This window comes from Thomasclavelia saccharogumia DSM 17460 (assembly GCF_000686665.1).
In the GTDB taxonomy this organism is placed as follows: domain Bacteria; phylum Bacillota_I; class Bacilli_A; order Erysipelotrichales; family Coprobacillaceae; genus Thomasclavelia; species Thomasclavelia saccharogumia.
Map to the genome: position 1 here is coordinate 35,075 of NZ_JMLH01000014.1, position 19,364 is coordinate 54,438.

Genomic DNA, 19,364 nt, shown 5'->3' on the forward strand with positions numbered 1-19,364 from the left:
ATTATCAAAATGTTTATAATTTATTTCCTCGGCAATAAATCATCTCATTTAAACCATATCATATAACTTATCGATATTTAACTGATAATGCTTTTCTCTTGAAATTTTTCTTTCAATCAATAAATCTTTCAAACTAGAATTTTTAATATCTTTAATTTTATTAATGATCGTAGTTCTAGATAAATTAGTAATATTCATTAAATCATAATAACTTAATCCTTCATTATCAAATAATGTACACTGTAAAAATACATTTAATAAATGATATACATCTTCTTTATCACAAATTTCTTTTAACATTTTTTTATTTAAATTGTACTGTTCTAATTTATCACTTACAATTTCTAAAAGATTTTCAAGTCCTGTTACTATTATTTCTAAAAATATAATAACAAAACCTGTAAGATCAGCTTTATTTCTTACATCATTTGTAAATTTAAAAGCACGATAATAATCATTTTTTCTCTCTTTACAACTAATCGATAACTGCAAAGCACATAAAATATCAAGCTCATCATTTAAATATAAACTTGATATATATCTGCTCATTCTTCCATTACCATCATAAAATGGGTGAATATATCCAAATAAATAATGAAATACAGCTATTCTAATAAAAATATTAATTGCCTGATCATTTAATATTTTTAATCCTTCATTCATATAATTTATTATTTCAATCTCTGGCATAATTCCTTTATGAATAGCTCCATCATATTCACTAATAACTTCAACTGCTTCTTTTCTAAATATTTCACCATCTGGCTGATTATCAGAACTTTCATTAATGACATCGACTAACATTATTTCATCATACAATTTTCTAATACTATCACATGTCGTAAGTTTTAAGTATTCATTATTAATTAAACTATTATATTTATTTACCAAACCATAAAAGCGACTCTTCTTTTTTTTTAAATTTTTATTAATTACATTTTCATATACTTCTTTTAGTTCTTTTTTAGTACTATGAATTCCTTCAATTTCATTTGTCTTAATAATTTCTTCTATTAGAGTATTTTTTATAAAATATTGTCTTGCAATACCTGGTAAATCATTACACTTTTCAATTATTTTATTATTTAAATGATATATTTGAGAAACTAATTGTAATATTTCATGATTAACAATCATAAATGCAGGATTTTTATTTATTGTGATATTAAAATTTATTGCTGTTTCATTATTAATCTTATTTTGATATATTTTTTTAAATTCAGATGAATTTGTATAATGATATTGTTTTTCTAAAGTCTTGTATATCATAAAAAAACCTCCCATCTATAATTATTATATATATTTAAACTAATTATACTTACACATGTATAAATTTTTTAATAATTTTACAGATAATATATCATTAGTGTATTTAATTGTCAAATTTTACTAATTATTTTTAATTAAAAAAGGATTGTAAATATAAATAGATAATTTTATCTATTCAATTACATTCCTTTTTCACAACTATTTATCATCCTGTTCAGTAGCTTTTTCAACAACTTCTACTGACGAAACTTTATTTTCTGGACTAACTTTGATCAATCTTACCCCTTGAGTAGCTCGACCAGCAGTTTTTACTTGTTCCATTGGTAGACGAATCATAATTCCATCATCAGTAATAATTAATAAATCTTCATCACCATTAACAGCCCGCAAAGCAACGATTTGACCATTACGTTCAGTAGCATTGATGGTTTTAACACCTTTTCCACCACGATTAGATAAACGATATTCCTCTAACGGTGACATCTTACCATAACCGCGTTCTGTGACAACCATAATAAATTTTCCTTCCTTATCAGTTGTCATTCCAATAACTTCACTACCATCAACATTAATACCCTTTACACCACTGGCACTACGTCCCATTGGTCGAACATTAGTTTCTTCAAAACGCACTAATTTTCCATTTGATGCAGCAACTAAAATTTGATCATTTCCACTCGTTAATTTAACCTGAACCAATTGATCATCTTCTTTTAAGTTAATTGCAATCTTACCAGATTGACGAATTCTTTCAAATTCATTTATTGGTACTCTTTTTACTAGTCCATTTTTAGTTGCAAAGAATAAATAACGATCACTATTTTCTTGAATATCTTTACGATTGATACTGATCATAGATTTAATGCTTTCACCTTTATCTAAGTTCAATAAATTTACTACTGGCAGCCCTTTTGCTGCTCGACCAAATTCAGGTATGTTATAACCTTTTAAACGATAAACTTTACCAAAATTAGTAAAGAATAAAAGATCATCATGAGTCGACATATTAATTAATGAAGTAACAATATCATCACTATTTGTTGACATGCCTTTAATTCCTCGACCACCACGATTTTGACTCTTATATGTATCTACTGGCATTCTCTTGACATAGCCATTATTTGTAAGTGAAATAATTACATCTTCTACAGGAATCAAATCTTCATCTTCCAAATCAAAAGTTCCTTGAATAATTTCAGTACGTCTTTTGTCCCCATATTTATCTTTTATTTCTTCTAATTCATCATGGATAATTGATAATAAACGCTCCCTATTTTCAAGAATATCTTTTAAATCAGCAATAATTTCTAATAGTTTATTCAAATCATCTTCAATCTTTTGTCTTTCTAAACCAGCTAGACGCTGTAACTGCATTTCCCTAATTGCTTTAGCCTGTTTATCAGACATATTAAATTCTTCCATTAATCTTGTTTGAATAATTTCAGTAGTACGACTTGACCTAATTAAATCGATGATTGCATCGATTTGATCTAAAGCCCTTTTCAATCCTTCTAAGATATGAGCTCGATCTTCAGCTTTAGCTAATCTAAACTTTGTTCTTCTCCTGATTACTTCTTCTTGATGTTCAAGATATAAAGTAATCATTTCTTTTAAATTTAATGTTTTTGGTTCATTATTTACTAAAGCTATACAATTAGCACCAAAAGTTGTTTGCAAAGATGTTAATTTATAAAGTTGATTTAAAATAACTTCTGGTTGAATATCACGACGCAATTCAATAACTACACGAATTCCATCACGATTTGATTCATCACGAATTTCTGTAATTCCTTCTATTTTCTTTTCTCGAACCAATTGTGACATCTTTTCAATCATCCGAGCTTTATTTACCATATAAGGAATTTCAGTAACAACAATTACTTTCTTATTCCCTTTATCTTCAATTTCTGTTTTAGCTCGCATCACAATTAAACCATTACCAGTTTCATAAGCTTTTTTTATAGCACTTTTTCCTAAAATATATCCACCGGTAGGAAAATCGGGTCCTTGAATATAATTTTCCATTAATTCTACAATTGTAATATCGGGATTCTTAGCTACTGCCAAGATTGCATCGATAACCTCAGATAAATTATGAGGAGGAATATTAGTTGCCATTCCTACTGCAATTCCCGTTGATCCGTTAATTAATAAATTAGGTATACGCGCTGGCAATACAGCTGGTTCTTGTTCTTCTCCATCATAATTAGGAATAAAATCAATTGTATCTTCTTTTAAATCACGTACTAATTCGCTAGATATCTTCGACATTCTAGCTTCAGTATAACGTTGTGCTGCTGCTCCATCACCATCGATAGAACCAAAATTTCCATGACCATCAACAAGCATATAACGATATGAAAAATCTTGAGCCATTCTAACTAATGCTTCGTAAATAGAAGAATCTCCATGAGGATGATATTTTCCCATTACTTCTCCAACAATACGAGCAGATTTTTTATAAGGTGTTCCAGGTGTACATCCTAGATCACTCATTCCATAAATTATTCGTCGCTGAACTGGTTTTAATCCATCACGAACATCTGGTAAAGCTCTTGATACAATTACTGACATTGCATATTGCATAAAAGAGTTTTTCATTTCCGATGTTAATTTTACTTTTCTAATTCCGCGTTCTTCCATCATTTATCTCCTTTATTAAATATCTAGATCAGTAACATATTTAGCATTTTCTTGAATAAATTCACGTCTAGGTTCTACTTTTTCACCCATTAACATATCAAAGATCATATCCGCTTCCATTGCTTCATCTAAATCAATTTGATTTAAAATTCGCTTTTCAGGATCCATAGTAGTTTCCCAAAGTTGTTCTGCATTCATTTCTCCAAGACCTTTGTAACGTTGAATACTATATTTTGCCCCATCACCAATTTTAGTTTTTAAATCCTCTAATTCTTCATCACTATAACAATAATGTTCATCTTTACCATGTTTTAATAAATAAAGTGGCGGTTGGGCTGCGTAAACAAAACCATTTTCAATCAATGGTTTTAAATAACGATATAAAAATGTTAACATTAAGATCCTAATATGACCACCATCAACATCGGCGTCGGTCATGATAACTATTTTATGATATCTTAATTTATCTAAATTAAATTCTTCACCAATTCCCGTACCAAATGCTGTAATCATTGATCTAATTTCTGCATTTCCTAAAATTTTTTCAAGTCTAGATTTTTCAACATTTAAAATTTTACCACGCAATGGCAAAATCGCTTGAATCCGTCGATCACGACCCATCTTTGCACTTCCTCCGGCAGAATCCCCTTCGACGATAAAAATCTCACATTCGCTAGCATCTTTACTTGAACAATCTGCTAATTTACCAGGCAAATTAGAAACTTCAAGAACATTTTTTCTTCTTGTCATCTCCCTCGCTTTTTTAGCTGCTAATCTTGCTCTAGAGGCAACGATTGCTTTATCAATAATTATTTTTGCAGTATCTGGATTTTCTAATAAAAATTTATCTAATGAAGCACTAATAATATTACTTGAAATTTTTCGAACTTCAGCATTTCCCAATTTTGTTTTTGTTTGCCCTTCATACTGAGGATCAGGATGTTTAACAGAAATAATTGCTGTCAAACCTTCGCGAACATCATCGCCTGATAATGCTTCTTCATCTTTTTTTAAAATACCTTTATTTTTTGCATAATTATTAATGACTCTTGTTAAAGCTAAGCGGAATCCTTCTTCATGAGTTCCCCCTTCATGAGTATTAATATTATTACAAAATGAATAAATATTTGATTGATAGCCATCATTATATTGCATTGCTACTTCAATTGTAATATCCTGCTGAACATCTTCAACATAAATAACTTCATCATGAATTGGCGTTTTATTCTTATTAATATAAGCGACATATTCTTTGATTCCACCTTCAAAATGATATTCATGTTTATGATCAGCTCCATTACGCTTATCCTCTAATGATAAACGTAACCCCTTATTTAAAAAAGCTAATTCTCTAATTCTTTGTCTTAATGTATCATAATCATAAACCGTACCTTCTTTAAAAATTAATTTATCAGCCTTAAAGGTTACCTCTGTTCCCGTAATTTTAGACTCGCCTATAATTTTTAATTCATCTACTGGTTTACCACCATTTTCAAAGCGCTGGAAATAAATGTGTCCATCACGATAAACCTTAACTTCAAGCCATTGTGATAAAGCATTTACAACTGATGCTCCAACTCCATGAAGTCCTCCAGATACTTTATAACCACCGCCACCAAATTTTCCTCCGGCATGTAGTACAGTAAAAATTGTCTCAACAGTTGAAATTCCCGTTTTAGCATGAATTCCAGTTGGCATTCCTCGTCCATCATCAATAACTTGAACAACATCATCATCTTTTAAAATCACTCTAATATGACTTGCATACCCAGCTAATGCTTCGTCAATTGAATTATCAACGATTTCCCAAACTAAATGGTGTAATCCTCTAATTGAAGTTGTTCCAATATACATTCCTGGTCTTTTACGAACTGCCTCGAGTCCTTCTAAAACCTGAATATCGGATTCATCGTAACTATGTTCTACTTTTTCTTCTGACATTATGTAGCCTCCTTGCCACTTTCAATATAAATTTTCTTAGCCTTTTCTACAATTTGATGATTAATACCATCAATAGAAGTAGTTGTAATAAAAGTTTGAATCTTTTGATTTAAAATATCTAATAACATATTTTTTCTCATTTGATCTAATTCTGATAAAACATCATCTAATAATAGAATTGGATATTCCCCAATTTCATCTTTAATTAAATCAATCAAAGCAATTTTTAAACTCAAAACAATTGTTCTTTGCTGACCCTGAGAAGCAAAAAGATCAGCAAGATTTTCATTCATATATATTTTTAAATCATCTTTATGTATTCCTAAATGACTTTTCATATACTGAACATCACGATGGTGATTTTTTTTATAAAGAGATAAAATATTTTCATATGTTAATTTTTCTTTAATAAAACAACTATACCGTAGTCTTACTTTTTCACTTTCCCTTTTAGCAATTTTTTGATAAATTAAATTAACTTTATCATCTAATTTCTTAATAAAATCAAGACGCTTTTTAATTAATTCAACTTGTAACTTAGCTAATTGCTCATCAAGAACTTCAAGATATTCATCACAATCTTGATTTCTTTGATTTAAAATTTTTAAATATTTGTTTCTTTCTTTAAGCAATCCATTATACTTACTTAAATTAAAAACATAGATCGGTGATATTTTAGAAATCTCTAAATCAATGAAACGACGACGGTTACTAGGACTACCTTTAATTAAATAAAGATCATCAGGAGTAAAAACTACGACATTTAAAAGACCAACATATTCACTTATCTTATAAATATCCTGGTCATCTATTTTAGCTCTTTTAAAATCATTTCCTAAAACTATTTCTAAATTACGTTTCTTGTTATTAGAAATGATTTCACCATTAACTTTCGCAAAATCACAATCAAACATAATCATTTGTTTATTAATATGTGTTTTAAATGACTTTCCCACAGAAAGTAAATAAATAGCTTCTATTAAATTAGTCTTTCCTTGTCCATTACTACCAATTAAAATATTAATATCCTGATTAAAATCAATAATGAATTGTTTATAATTGCGAAAATTAGTTAAACATAACGATTTAATTATCATTAACCAATAACAAATGTTTCTCCATCAAATTCAATCATATCATCTCTTCGTAATTTCTTACCTCTTCTACTCTCCACTTCACCATTAACTAAAACTAATCCATCTTTAATAACAATTTTTGCATCAATACCACTTGAAACACATCCGGCAAATTTTAAAAATTGTCCCAAAGTTATATATTCATCTTTTATTTTAATTATTTTCATAATTACCCTCTTTTTTTATAAAATCCTAGCCACATTATAACATAAAATATATTAAAATTCAAAAAAATAAGCATTTTAAAGCTTTTTAATAAAAAAGTGAAAAAAGTTATTTTTAACTAAATGTTGCTCATATTTAAAATTTGTCCACATATAATTAATATGTCCAGTAAAAAAATACTTTCACGAAAAAAGCTACATATAGTAGCTTAAAAAGTTCTTACTGGTAAAACTAATTGAATAACATCATCTTTTTCATAATCTTTAATGATAAAAGGTTTCATTTCTCCAGTAAATAATATCTTTATTTTAGGATCATTAAATGCTTTGATTGCATCATTTGCATATTTTGAACTAAATGAGATACTTAAAGGCTCCCCTTTATAAAAAGCTTTATCTAATATTTCTTCAACAGAACCAATTTCCTGCATATAAGAAGATAATACTACTTTATCAGGATCCATATCTAATTTAATAATATTATTTTGTTCATTTGTAAGCAATGAAACACGATCAATAGCATTTAATAAATAGTGAGTATCCAAATCTAATTCATAATCAAAACTTTCAGGAATTAAGCGATTAGTATCGGGAAAGCTGCCATCAATTAATCTAGTTTGAATAATATTATTATCAAAAACATATAATACTTTACGATCCGATACGTATATTTCAATTTGCTCATCTTTTTCAATTATTTTTGATATTTCATCTAAAGACTTTTGAGGAATGGTAATATTAAATGTTACACTTTCATTTAAACTAACAATTTTTTTAGCTAAACGATAACTATCAGTAGCAGTACATTCTAATTGATTATTAGCAGCTTTAAAATTTATTCCTGTTAATATAGGTTTATGTTCTTTATCACTAGCTGCAAATTTAGTTTGAGAGATGATATCTTTTAAAATTAATGAATTCAAAAGTATTTTAGTACCTGTTTTTGATAAATCTATTCGAGGATAATCTAAAACATCTGTACCGTTTAAATCAAATTTTGAATTTGAACCTGAAATTCTTGTTAAAGCACCATCAATTATTTGAATTGTAATATAATCACTATCTATTTTTCTAACAATATCTAAAATATATCGTGAATTAAGAACTACTCCACCTGTTTGATAAATAATTAAATCATCATCTTTTTCAATTTTAGTTTGAATCGTAATATCAGAATCACTTCCTGTCAAAATTAAACTATCATCATGTAAATCAAATTTAATTCCAGTAAGAACAGGTAGAGGACTACGAATAGAAACAGCTTTAGTAGCTTTAGAAAGAGCATTTAATAATTTAAGTCTTTTTATTTTAAAATTCATATTTTTTCTCCTTTTAATATATTTTATTTTTAAATTTTATTATTACTATTAGGTTGTGAATAATGTGTATAAGTTAAAAAGTATTGATTTAATCAATATTTTTTATGTGTATAACAATGTGTTTAAATTGTGGAAGTAATGTGTTTAATTTACATTTAATTTCTCTTTTAACTTATCTATGGCTAATTTATAATCTAAATCTTTTTTTATCTTAGTTTCTACCCGAGCACAAGCTTTCATAACAGTGGAATGATCACGATTACTAAATGTCATACCAATTTCTGCAAATGTGATATCTAATAATTCACGCATTAGATACATGCACATTTCTCTAGGTGTAGTTAATTTTCTAGTTTTATTTTTAGAAATCAATTGACTTATCGTTAAATAATAAAATTCTGCTGTTGTTTTTAAAATTAATTCTTTAGTTAAGGTACTTTTAGGATTTTTAACTACTTTATCATCTTTAAAAGATTCAAGTGCAAAAGACATATCAATAGTATTCGTATGGTTCATAATACTGCAAAAGAATAAACGTTTTAACGCTCCTTCGAGACTACGAATGTCTTTACAATAATGATTGGCCATGAAATCAACAACATCATCTTGAATAACTAAAGATGGATTATCAAGATTTTCGATTTTCTTTTCTAAAATAGCTCGAGCTGTTTCAAATTCCGGTGGATCGATTCCAAAGCTTAAACCGGAATTAAAACGACTTATTAAACGTGATTCAATACCTTGGAGTTCTTCAGGCATTTTATCACTGGTAATAACAATCTGTTTATTATTATTAATTATTTCATTAAAAATATGAAAGAACATTTCACTACTTTTTTCTTTATTGAAGAGAAATTGAATATCATCAATTAATAAAATATCTAATGTTTTATACTTAGCATAGATTTCATCGCCATCTTTACTTTTCATTGCACCAATTACTTCATCAACAAAATCTTTGCTTGTAATATAACGAATCTTTAGACCTGGATTTATCTCTTTAGCATAGTTACCAATTGCATTCAATAAATGGGTCTTACCTAGACCAGGATTACTATAAATGAATAAAGGATTAAAATTTGATCCTGGATTAGTTGAAACAAGCAAAGCTGCGTTTTGGGCCATTCTATTGGATCCGCCAACAACGAAATTATCAAATGTTAAAGTTCGATTAAGATTGTCTTTAAATGTTTCTTTTTTTTCTTGAGTGATTGATTTTTTAAATTCATCTTCACCGATTATTTCTACAGTTACTGGTGATGCTAGCATACCTGAAAGAATATCTTCAATATCTTTTAAATTATTCTTTATAGTTTCTACATTAAAGGAATAAGGTGTCGTAATAGTAACCTTATTATTATTGATAGAAGCAATTTGAGCGTTTCTGAAAACAGATTCCATGATTACTTTATCAATTTTTCGTTCTTCAGGTAAATTTTGTCTTTCAAGAGTATCAAGACATAATTGCCAAATTTTACTATTATCACGCATTATTTTCACCTCCGCATCATAATTATAAGCAAATAAATTGTAAAATTAAAGAACAAAAAAGAGGATAAATTTCTATTCACAAAGTTATTCACAATAATTGTTATATTTATTAAGGTTTTTATAACTTATTCACATTATTCACAACTTTATTTGTGCATAATAAAAGATGTGAATGTGAAAATTGTGATGAAATTAGTAGATAAAAATGATAATGCACTAAATATTCACAAGTAAAACATAATAATGACAATATTTTTAGCTGATTTTCACATTTATTCACATACAAAATCACATTAAACAAATTATGTGCACAAAATATGTATTTTGGTGGATAACTTAAAAATTGCTGCTAAAGAATGTCACAATTAACTAATGTAGGATAAAAAATAATATTATTTTGCTAATGATTATAAAATTTTACTAATTATTTGATGTTATAATATAGTAAAGAAGTTTAAATAAATAAAAATTATAATTAAACTGAATTATTTCAATTAAATATTATAGTTATAGCTATAAGTGTATAAGAAAGAGGTGATGGATTATTTGTATTTACAAATTTAAATGATTCAGTTTTTTAAAAATATAATTATGGTAAAAAAGGATATAGAGTATAAAACGATAGAAGGGAAAGATATGAAAATATTAAAGAAAATAGCTAAGAGTTTAATAGTTATTACAATGATTATTAGCTATTTAGCTATTGATGTTAAAGCTGTTGAAAACGATGATGGTTTATCAAATGTAGCTTTAAATAAATTAACTATTGCAAGTAATGGAAATTCATCTCGAGCAGTAGATGGAGATAAGACTACTTATTGGGATGGAGGATTATATCCAAGTGAATTATTAGTTGATTTAGATGGATATTTTGATGTTTCAAAAATAACAGTTGTTCCATATTATAATGGTAGTCGTTATTACCATTATGAAGTTTACACGAGTGTTGATGGCTTTAACTATGAAAAAGTAGGAGAAAAAACTGATAACACTTTACAAACAGTAAATGGAGAAACTTATTTATTTGAAACTAAAGTTGCAAAATATGTTAAAGTAAAAATGACATATAATTCTGCTAATACTAGTGTGCATATAAATGAATTAGAGGTCTATGGTGTGGAAAATCCTGATTATGAAGTACCTGATATTCCGGATATAGATCCTAATGACCCTGATAATATTGCGTATGGTAAACCTACTAGATCAACTACTAATAGTAATTTTTCATCTTTAGTTGTAGATGGACAAAGATCAACTTCATGGATTGGTGAAGATTATCCTAAATATGTAGATGTTGATTTATTAGAAAATTATGATATATCAAAAATTAAAGTTTTTATGCCTCAAGGTAATATTAAATTTGCTTATTCATTGTATGGTAGTTTAGATGGCGTTCATTTTGAACGAATTGCTAAAACAGAACTTAAAGAAAGTAATGAAAATGGTGATGAATTTACTTTTGATAGTAATAATACATATCGTGTAATACGAGTAAATGTAACAGCAAATTCAAATGGAGAAGGGGCAAACTCACAAATTTCAGAAATAAAAGTTTATGGAACTAAAAGTGATGTTGAAAAAATTGAAACACGTACAGATTTAAATATAGAATCGTATGAAGACTGGCTATTAGAAAATTATCATGTTGATACTAAAGCTATTAGTGATGAAAATGGTAAATATGATATGGCCGATACTTTTAATGATGCTGATGTATTTGCAGAAGTAAGTGGTGTTATTACAAGAATATTAGGTGAAAAGTATAATGATTGGTTTACTTTTGAATTAGCAGAAAATGATTCTGGTAAAGATTATTATGAGCTATCTTCTTTAGATGGAAAAATTCATATTAAAGGTAATGAAGGCTTATCTCTAACTACAGGATTAAATTATTTTTTGAAATATTATTGTAATGTTCATATTTCACAGCAAACTAAGCAAGTAAAAATGCCAGATACTATTCCAGTATTAAATGAGGTTATCTATAAAGAATCACCTTATGAGATACGTTATGCTTATAATTATTGTACATTATCTTATACAATGCCATTTTGGGGATACGATGAATGGCAAAGAGAATTAGATTATTTTGCATTAAATGGAGTTAATTTGATTTTGGATACTACTGCTACTGAAGCATTATGGATAGAGTATTTACAAAATTATGGTTATGATATTGAAGAAGCAAAATCATTTGTATGTGGTTATTCATATAAAGCCTGGTGGTTAATGGGTAATTTAGAGTCTTATGGTGGACCAGTTAGTGATGAATGGGTTATCGATACAGTTGAAATGGCAAGAACTAATCAACGTAAAATGACTGTTTTAGGTATGAAGCCTTGTTTACAAGGTTTTATGGGAGCTATGCCAGAACATTTTGCTGATATTGCTAATCAAACGTTAATGGAAGATTATGGCTATGAAGATATTAATCCATATATGGTTGAACAAGGTGATTGGTCAGGATTTACACGTCCTCCAATATTAAAAACGACTTATAATGGCTATGATGATTTAGCTCAGAAATTTTATGATACACAAGAATATATTTATGGACAAATTACAAACTTTTATGCTGGTGATTTAGCTCATGAAGGTGGAATTATTCCTCCTGATTTAAGTAAACCACAAATGTCAGCACATATTTTAGATCAAATGATGAAATATGACGAAAATGCTGTATGGGTAATTCAATCATGGTTATCTAATCCTAATCCTGAAATTTTAGAAGGCTTTGGTGAAAATAAAGAAGATCATGTTCTTGTTTTAGATTTGGATGCTACAGAAAATCCTCATTGGAGTAACACTACAAATTGGAATGGTAAAGAGTTTGGTGGAACATCATGGGTATTTTGTATGTTGGATAACTATGGTGGAAGAACAGGAATGCATGGTGAATTAGAATATTTAGCAACTCAAATTACAAAAGCAAATAATGAATCAAAGCATATGAAAGGAATCGGAATCACACCAGAGGGAACACTTTTAAACCCAGTCAATTATGATTTATTTTGGGAAATGGCTTGGGAAAGTGAATCTAAAGATACTGAGACATGGTTAAAAGAATATATTACTAGACGTTATGGTGAATATTCTCAAAATGCTTGGGAAGCATGGAAAATTTTATTATCTACTGCTTATGGTGCTAATAATGAAGATGGAAGTGCAAAATATCATACTGGTAATGTAAATTGTATTACTAATATGCGTCCATCATTCAATCCAGAGATTGTAATAGGAAATTATAAATTAACATATGATCCGACAAAATTTGAAAAAGCAACTGATTTATTAATGAAAGATTTTGATAAATTTAAAGATAATGAATGCTATGTTTATGATGTAGTTGATATTTTAAGACAGACTGTTGCCAATAGCCAAGTAGAATTTTTTGAACGTATAAATGAGGCATATAATAGTAAAAATTATGAAATCTTTACAAAATATAAAGATAAGCTATTAAATAGTATTTTGCTTATAGATGAAATAGCAGGTTTTGAAAAAGATTCGTTATATGGTACATGGATATCAAAAGCAACTAATTTCTATAGTGATCCACGAAATAGTAGTACATATGATGATTATTCAAAGGATATGATGATAATCAATGCTAAAGCTATTGTCAGTATTTGGAGTTCTAAGACCTTACAAACATATGCCCATCGACAATATAACGGTTTAGAACAAGATTATAGTTATGAAATGTGGAAATTATGGTTAGATCGATTAGACGATGCAATGCAAACAGGTAATTTTACTGCTCCATCAAGTAATCAAGATTATTTTAACATCGGTTGGAATGTTGTAACTAATGATGTTAATTATTCTACGACAGTAAAAGATGCTGATGGTAATCAAGAATATCGAGGATTAGATGAAATATATTTAGAAATATGTGATGGTTATTTAACTGGACAAGCTCAAAAAGATAAAATTGTGGATGAAAATATTGCTCCAGAAGGAACTGCTTATGCAGATACAACTTTAGGAAGCTATGCTGCAAGTCGGATTAATGACAATAATGCTGGATCAATGTGGATTGCTCAAACTTCAGCAACTCCAGTAAGTGCAGGAATTAAATTTAATCAAGAATATTCAATTTATGGATTACAGTTGATTTTTGAAACACGTCCAGTATTAGGAAATAATATAATGAAATTTTATATTGAAACTAAAAATAATGATGAAGACTGGGAAAAAATTTATAGTGGTCAAAGTTATAATGAGGAAGATAAATCATATACAATAAATATTCCATTAGATGAAGCTAAATTAGTTAATGATGTGAAAATTACTTTTGAGACTAATGGTGGAATTTATCCAGCATTATGCGAAATGAAAATTTATTCAAGTAAAGGAATCCAGCTAATAGATGGCACATCAATGTTTATTGAAAACAGGGTTATAAATGGAGTTCAAGATGGAATTACAGTAGATGAATTGTTATCATTTTTATATGCTGGAAGTGGTGAATTACAATGTGTTGAAGATGGAAATGTTTTATCAGGCGATACAATTGTTAATGATAAAACAACAATTCAATTAGTTAATGATGGTAAAGTCATTGATGAGCTTCAAATATCATTTGCAAGTAATTTAATTAATCAGTTAAATGATTTAGTTGATGAAGCAATGTCATTAGATGAAAATAATTATTCTAAATTAAGTTATAATGTTCTTTTAAAAGCTATTGATAATGCTCAAATTATTATAAATGATGTAAATAGTAATAGTAGTGATTATAAAAATGCAATTGATACATTAAAAAATGCAGTTAATAATTTAGTAGATATTAGTAAATTGAAAAATGATATAGATAATTTAGCAAATGAAGATAAAAATGAATATATATCTGAATATTTTGCTAAATATCAATATTATTATCAACAAGCTAAAGATATTTTTGAAAATATTGACACGGCTACAAATGATAAAATATATCAGGCAGAGGGTTATTTAGAATTAGCTAAAAATTATCTTATTCATGAAGATAATACAAACGTTGCACCTTTAGGAACACCATATGCTGATAATGAATTAATGAGTTCTTATTCAAAAGAAAAGATAAATAATGGTAATTTTGAAGATTGCTGGGTTGCTAATTCAAGAACTAATTTACCAGTATCTGGAGGAGTAACATTAGATAAGAGTTATTCTATAAATTATATAAAAGTTGCTTTTGAAGAAAATGGTTATCGTAATACACAATTAGGATTTGATGTTTTAGTACAAAAAGAAAATGGTGATTGGGAAAAAGTATATACGAATTCCACTGGATCAAAAAATGGCTATACATTTATTATCAATATGAATAATCAAGTAATTAAAGATGTTAAAGTAACAATTAACTCATATTCTACTGATGCTGGGTCTCCATATCCAGGAATATCAGAAATTGAAGTATATCAAACAAGCGATAATTCAAATTTAAAAGATACTTTAAATTTAGTAAAAGAAAAAATAAATGCGGGTTATGATGAAAATAATACTACAATTACAAGCTGGATGGAATTTAAAGAAGTATATGATAAAGCACAGATTATTTGTAAAAAAGATACTTATAATCAAGAAATAATCGATGAAATTAATACAAGATTAAATGAAACTGCTGATAAATTAACATTAAGAGGAAATATTGCCGAACTTGTTAAATTAGTAGAAGAATGTGTAAAAATTGATCAAAAATTATATACAGAAATATCATGGAGAAATTTTGATGACCAGTTAATGATTGCAAAACAAATTATTTTAGATAATAGTAATTCTAGTCAAACAGATGTAGATAATGCTTTTAATTTATTACAAACAGCTAAAGATAACTTAGTAAAAGTTGCTAGTGATAGAGATAAAATAAAATTAGCTATAGCTATTGATATGGCAGAAACTGCTGATTTAGAAAATGTCGTACCAGCCGTAGTAAGTGAATTCAATGAAGCATTAGAAAATGCTAAAGCAGTATACAATAATGGACAAGCTACACAAGTTGAAGTAGATAGTGCCTTTGATCGACTAGCAAATGTAATGCAGATGTTGGAATTCTACAAAGGTGATAAAACAGCATTACAAAAACAAGTAGATCAAATCAATGGATTAGATGAAAGTAAATACATTGAATCCTCATGGAATGCAATGTTGCCAGTATTAGAAAAAGCAAATGATGTATTAGCAGATGTTAACGCAATGCAGGATGAAGTCGATGAAGTATATACAGAATTAGTAAAAGCTTTCTTAGACTTAAGATTAAAACCAAATAAAGACTTATTACAAGAATTAATCAATAAGACAAATGGTTTAAATGCTGCTAATTATAGTGCTGAATCATGGGCAGTAGTAGCAAATGCTTTAAATGAAGCCAATGCAATCTTAGAAGATCCAGAAGCAAGTCAAGAGCAGATAGATAATGCCAAAGATGTTTTAACAAAAGGATTAGATGGACTAGTAGTAAATGAAGCATCAGTAAGCAAAAAAGTAATAAGTATCAATACCGGAGATGATACATTAATTAGTCTATTTGCAGGACTTAGTTTATTAAGTATAATTACTATTTTGTCTGGATATAAAAAAGAAGAAAATTAGTTTAAAAAATTATTTATATTAGAAAAATGGAAGCATAACAATTTTAGTAAATTTGTTATGCTTTTTTTAATTTTATTATTTAGATTATCTATGATAACTGTTAGTTTTATCTAAATTTACTTTTTCCTTGAATTTCATTGACTTAAAGAGGTTTTTCATATAAAATGGGGGAGCATATGTTATTTGTATAAAAAGTATAAAAATTTTGGAGGTGTAATTAATGAAAAGAACATATCAACCAAATAAAAGAAAAAGATCAAAAACTCATGGTTTTAGAGCTAGAATGGCTACTGTAGGAGGAAGAAAAGTACTTGCACGTCGCCGTAAAAGAGGAAGAAAAGTCTTATCTGCTTAAGAAAATCCACTTTACGGTGGGTTTTTTTTCTAAAAATTATGAAAAAAAATTATCGGGTTAAAAAAAATGAAGATTTTAGTTATATTATTAAGAAGAAACAAAGTATAGCTAATCAATCTTTTATTATTTATTACTTAAAAAATGATGTGGGTCATGCACGTGTTGGAATATCTGTGAGTAAAAAATTAGGTAAAGCAGTGGTTAGAAATAAAATCAAACGACAGGTTAGAATGATCGTTCAACAAACTATAGATTTTAATGATAGTTGTGACTATATTGTTATAGTAAGAAATAAATATTTAGATTTAGATTTTAATTCTAATCTAAATGAGCTAAAATATTTGTATAAAAAAATATTAAAAAGGATGGAAGGGTAAATGGTATTAGATAAAAAAACTAAAAAAATCTTAAAAGTATTTTGTTTGGTTTTCTTAGTCACTATTTTAACAGGATGTGCACAAAATCTTGATAAAAATGGTGAACTTATTGCATCTCGTGCAATAACAATGTCAACACCTTGGTCATTAAGTGCTGGGTGGTTTGATTTTTTATTTGTTATTCCATTAGCAAAAGGAATTTTATTTATTGATCAATTTGTGGGAAATGTAGCTATTGGAGTAATTGGAATTACAATTGTTGTTAATCTTATTACTTTACCAATAATGATTAAATCAACTGTATCAACTCAAAAGATGCAGTTGTTACAACCAGAATTAGAAAAAATACAACGTAAATATAAAGGGCGTAATGATCAAGCTTCACAAATGCGTCAAAGTGCTGAAATTCAAAATTTATACAAAAAACATAATGTAAGCATGTTTGGTTCATTTGCAACATTTTTAACTTTGCCAATTATGTTTGCTATGTGGCAGGCAGTACAAAGAATCGATGCTTTGTATAAAACTGTGATTTTTGGTATTAATTTAGGTGAAAAACCACTTAATCATATTTTAGATTTTGATATTGGTTATATAATATTATTATTAGTAGTAGCAGGAACACAATTTTTAGCAATGCAGATTACACAAATTATGGCTAAACGTTCACCAAAATATCGTCCAAGCCAACAAATGCAATCAATGAATACAATGAATAATGTAATGACAATTTTTATTGTTTATTTAGCTGCAACAATGCCAGCAGCTATGTCTTTATACTGGATTACAACTAATATTATTAATGTAGTTAGAACTGTATATATTCAATTTTTCCATATTGAAAAAGTAAAAAAAGAGATTGATTCCTCAACTACTAATAATTTTATGAACAGCAAGAAGTAGGTGAATAAAATGATGAAAAGATATACTGCAAGGACAGTTCAAGATGCAATTAATTTAGCCTGTCAAGATTTAGGTGTAACTATAGATGATTTAAATTATGAAGTAATAAGTGAAACAAGAACATTTTTTACTAAAAAAGCAGAAATTGAATGTTATACTGTTTCAATGGTTCAAGAATATATTGAAGAATATGTAAGACGTTTTATTAGTGACATGGGATTTGAAATTGAAACAGTATCATACTTGCAAGATGGGCGTATCTATTGCAATATAAATACTAGTAATAATTCAATATTAATTGGAAAAGCAGGAGTTATTTTACGAGCAATTAATTTTATTGTAAAAAATGCTGTTAGTACTACATATAAAAAAAGAATTGAATTAAGTATTGATATTAATGGATATAAAGAAGATCGTTATAAGAAAGTTGCTTCAATGGCAAGAAGATTAGGTAAACAAGTATTAAGAACAAAATCTGATATTAAGTTAGATCCAATGCCTGCCGATGAACGTAAAGTTATGCATCAGGAATTGTCTAAATTAGAACATGTCAAAACAGAGAGTCATGGTGAAGGAAAAAATAGACATATGGTTATTTCATATGTAGAATAAACACATGGTATCATGTGTTTTTTCGTTTTAATATTCATACAAGTATGAATATATAGACTTTAGTCAGTTGAGCATACGAAGTATGCGAAATAAAAAACCACCTGCTATGCAGGTGGAACGATAAAAAAGTTATACAAATATTCACCTTTCCGATATATATTAAAGTTGTTAGGTTATCATATATGAAAGGAAAGGTGATAGAAGTATGGCTCAAAATGTTGATTAGCATTTTATTTTAACAAATTTTTGGCAAATTAAATTGAATAACAGAAGTAAAAGATATGAGCTAATTAGTAAAAAATAGCAAAATATAATGGCACAAACAATCAAATTAATTTATTCTAATTTCTTTATTTACAGTGGAGCCAAATTCCTAAGGACCGTTAAAACCAAGCAAAATCAAGAAGATTTTGCTTATGAAAAAGTATAACTTAGGAATATCCACTATAAATAAGTTTTCTCGGCATAAAATAATTTGAATAAAATATTATCAAATTAAATTAGTTATATTTAATTTTAACTAATTTACGAATGCATAAACAGTAGTTTTTTGAGTCAAAATAATTTGCATATCAACA

The 19,364-nt window shown here is 27.6% G+C and carries 12 protein-coding genes; 5 read left to right on the plus strand and 7 right to left on the minus strand.

Annotation, left to right across the window (positions count from 1 at the left end; all coding sequences use genetic code 11):
• Positions 1 to 48: 48 nt before the first annotated feature.
• The 7 genes from BR82_RS0104800 to dnaA all read right to left on the minus strand — a co-directional run bounded on the left by BR82_RS0104800 (position 49) and on the right by dnaA (position 9,963).
• Positions 49 to 1,269, minus strand: coding sequence for a Fic family protein (locus BR82_RS0104800; RefSeq protein WP_027089259.1), 1,221 nt, complete (start codon positions 1,267 to 1,269; stop codon positions 49 to 51).
• A gap of 198 nt (positions 1,270 to 1,467) precedes the next feature.
• Entirely contained in the window at positions 1,468 to 3,912 is a 2,445-nt protein-coding gene (gyrA, locus tag BR82_RS0104805) for a DNA gyrase subunit A (RefSeq protein ID WP_027089260.1), read from the minus strand.
• A gap of 15 nt (positions 3,913 to 3,927) precedes the next feature.
• Positions 3,928 to 5,853: a DNA topoisomerase (ATP-hydrolyzing) subunit B gene (gene gyrB / locus BR82_RS0104810; protein ID WP_027089261.1), complete on the minus strand. Its 1,926-nt coding sequence runs from the start codon at positions 5,851 to 5,853 to the stop codon at positions 3,928 to 3,930.
• A complete protein-coding gene (recF, locus tag BR82_RS0104815) occupies positions 5,853 to 6,950 on the minus strand; it encodes a DNA replication/repair protein RecF (protein ID WP_027089262.1) in 1,098 nt (365 codons plus the stop codon). The genes gyrB and recF overlap by 1 nt, the downstream gene beginning before the upstream one ends.
• A complete protein-coding gene (yaaA, locus tag BR82_RS0104820) occupies positions 6,950 to 7,156 on the minus strand; it encodes a S4 domain-containing protein YaaA (protein ID WP_027089263.1) in 207 nt (68 codons plus the stop codon). The genes recF and yaaA overlap by 1 nt, the downstream gene beginning before the upstream one ends.
• Before the next feature lie 206 nt (positions 7,157 to 7,362).
• Positions 7,363 to 8,472 (minus strand): DNA polymerase III subunit beta, encoded by a 1,110-nt coding sequence (gene dnaN, locus BR82_RS0104825; protein WP_027089264.1) that lies wholly within the window; start codon positions 8,470 to 8,472, stop codon positions 7,363 to 7,365.
• A 144-nt stretch (positions 8,473 to 8,616) separates the two neighbouring features.
• Entirely contained in the window at positions 8,617 to 9,963 is a 1,347-nt protein-coding gene (dnaA, locus tag BR82_RS0104830) for a chromosomal replication initiator protein DnaA (RefSeq protein ID WP_027089265.1), read from the minus strand.
• Positions 9,964 to 10,599: 636 nt separating this feature from the next.
• Between dnaA and BR82_RS0104835 the strand changes: the two genes are divergently transcribed.
• From BR82_RS0104835 to BR82_RS0104855, 5 genes are all read left to right on the plus strand, one after another.
• A complete protein-coding gene (locus BR82_RS0104835) occupies positions 10,600 to 16,539 on the plus strand; it encodes an alpha-N-acetylglucosaminidase TIM-barrel domain-containing protein (protein ID WP_161635120.1) in 5,940 nt (1,979 codons plus the stop codon).
• Positions 16,540 to 16,759: 220 nt separating this feature from the next.
• Positions 16,760 to 16,894, plus strand: a complete 135-nt coding sequence (gene rpmH / locus BR82_RS0104840) for a 50S ribosomal protein L34 (protein ID WP_003535525.1) — start codon at positions 16,760 to 16,762, stop codon at positions 16,892 to 16,894.
• A gap of 38 nt (positions 16,895 to 16,932) precedes the next feature.
• Positions 16,933 to 17,271 carry a ribonuclease P protein component gene (rnpA, locus tag BR82_RS0104845; RefSeq protein WP_027089267.1) on the plus strand — a complete coding sequence of 113 codons (339 nt, stop codon included), beginning with the start codon at positions 16,933 to 16,935 and terminating at the stop codon, positions 17,269 to 17,271.
• Positions 17,272 to 18,174: a YidC/Oxa1 family membrane protein insertase gene (locus tag BR82_RS0104850; protein WP_027089268.1), complete on the plus strand. Its 903-nt coding sequence runs from the start codon at positions 17,272 to 17,274 to the stop codon at positions 18,172 to 18,174. It begins immediately after the preceding gene.
• A 12-nt stretch (positions 18,175 to 18,186) separates the two neighbouring features.
• Entirely contained in the window at positions 18,187 to 18,786 is a 600-nt protein-coding gene (locus BR82_RS0104855) for a Jag family protein (protein ID WP_027089269.1), read from the plus strand.
• The last annotated feature ends 578 nt before the right edge of the window (positions 18,787 to 19,364 follow it).

Coding starts and splice junctions, on each gene's coding strand:
- BR82_RS0104800 (WP_027089259.1), bottom strand. CDS start 1,269: ATGATATACAAGACTTTAGAAAAACAATATCATTATACAAATTCATCT.
- gyrA (WP_027089260.1), bottom strand. CDS start 3,912: ATGGAAGAACGCGGAATTAGAAAAGTAAAATTAACATCGGAAATGAAA.
- gyrB (WP_027089261.1), bottom strand. CDS start 5,853: ATGTCAGAAGAAAAAGTAGAACATAGTTACGATGAATCCGATATTCAG.
- recF (WP_027089262.1), bottom strand. CDS start 6,950: ATGATAATTAAATCGTTATGTTTAACTAATTTTCGCAATTATAAACAA.
- yaaA (WP_027089263.1), bottom strand. CDS start 7,156: ATGAAAATAATTAAAATAAAAGATGAATATATAACTTTGGGACAATTT.
- dnaN (WP_027089264.1), bottom strand. CDS start 8,472: ATGAATTTTAAAATAAAAAGACTTAAATTATTAAATGCTCTTTCTAAA.
- dnaA (WP_027089265.1), bottom strand. CDS start 9,963: ATGCGTGATAATAGTAAAATTTGGCAATTATGTCTTGATACTCTTGAA.
- BR82_RS0104835 (WP_161635120.1), top strand. CDS start 10,600: ATGAAAATATTAAAGAAAATAGCTAAGAGTTTAATAGTTATTACAATG.
- rpmH (WP_003535525.1), top strand. CDS start 16,760: ATGAAAAGAACATATCAACCAAATAAAAGAAAAAGATCAAAAACTCAT.
- rnpA (WP_027089267.1), top strand. CDS start 16,933: ATGAAAAAAAATTATCGGGTTAAAAAAAATGAAGATTTTAGTTATATT.
- BR82_RS0104850 (WP_027089268.1), top strand. CDS start 17,272: ATGGTATTAGATAAAAAAACTAAAAAAATCTTAAAAGTATTTTGTTTG.
- BR82_RS0104855 (WP_027089269.1), top strand. CDS start 18,187: ATGAAAAGATATACTGCAAGGACAGTTCAAGATGCAATTAATTTAGCC.